Origin of the sequence: Kiloniella laminariae, assembly GCF_027214005.1 — a bacterium.
Classification (GTDB): domain Bacteria; phylum Pseudomonadota; class Alphaproteobacteria; order Kiloniellales; family Kiloniellaceae; genus Kiloniella; species Kiloniella laminariae_A.
The window spans coordinates 1-236 of record NZ_JAPWGY010000056.1 but is presented as its reverse complement, the minus strand read 5'-3'; the positions used below and the strand labels follow the sequence as shown (position 1 = coordinate 236).

Sequence of the window (236 nt, the reverse complement as noted above, 5' to 3'; positions counted from 1 at the left end):
GTGCCGATACGCTGCATCGCCTCGTCATGGACCTGCACAAGGCGCTCAACCGCCTTGCCGCCGGCTGCGCCGAGGCGACGATCGCGGGCGCCCATGTGTTCGGGCTGAGGCCCGTGGCCCGCGATGCCGTGGAAAGCTTCATGCGGGGCCTCAACGAGACCAGGCCGCTGAAATTCGATCATCCCGGCCTCGACACCATGGCGACCCGCGCCGGCGAGCGATTGATCATCCAGAAC

Annotated in this window: 1 protein-coding gene; it reads left to right on the top strand. The window is 67.4% G+C overall.

Annotated elements, in window-relative coordinates:
* A partial coding sequence (locus O4H49_RS20590; RefSeq protein ID WP_331283780.1) for a hypothetical protein occupies positions 1–236 on the top strand: 236 nt, incomplete at both ends.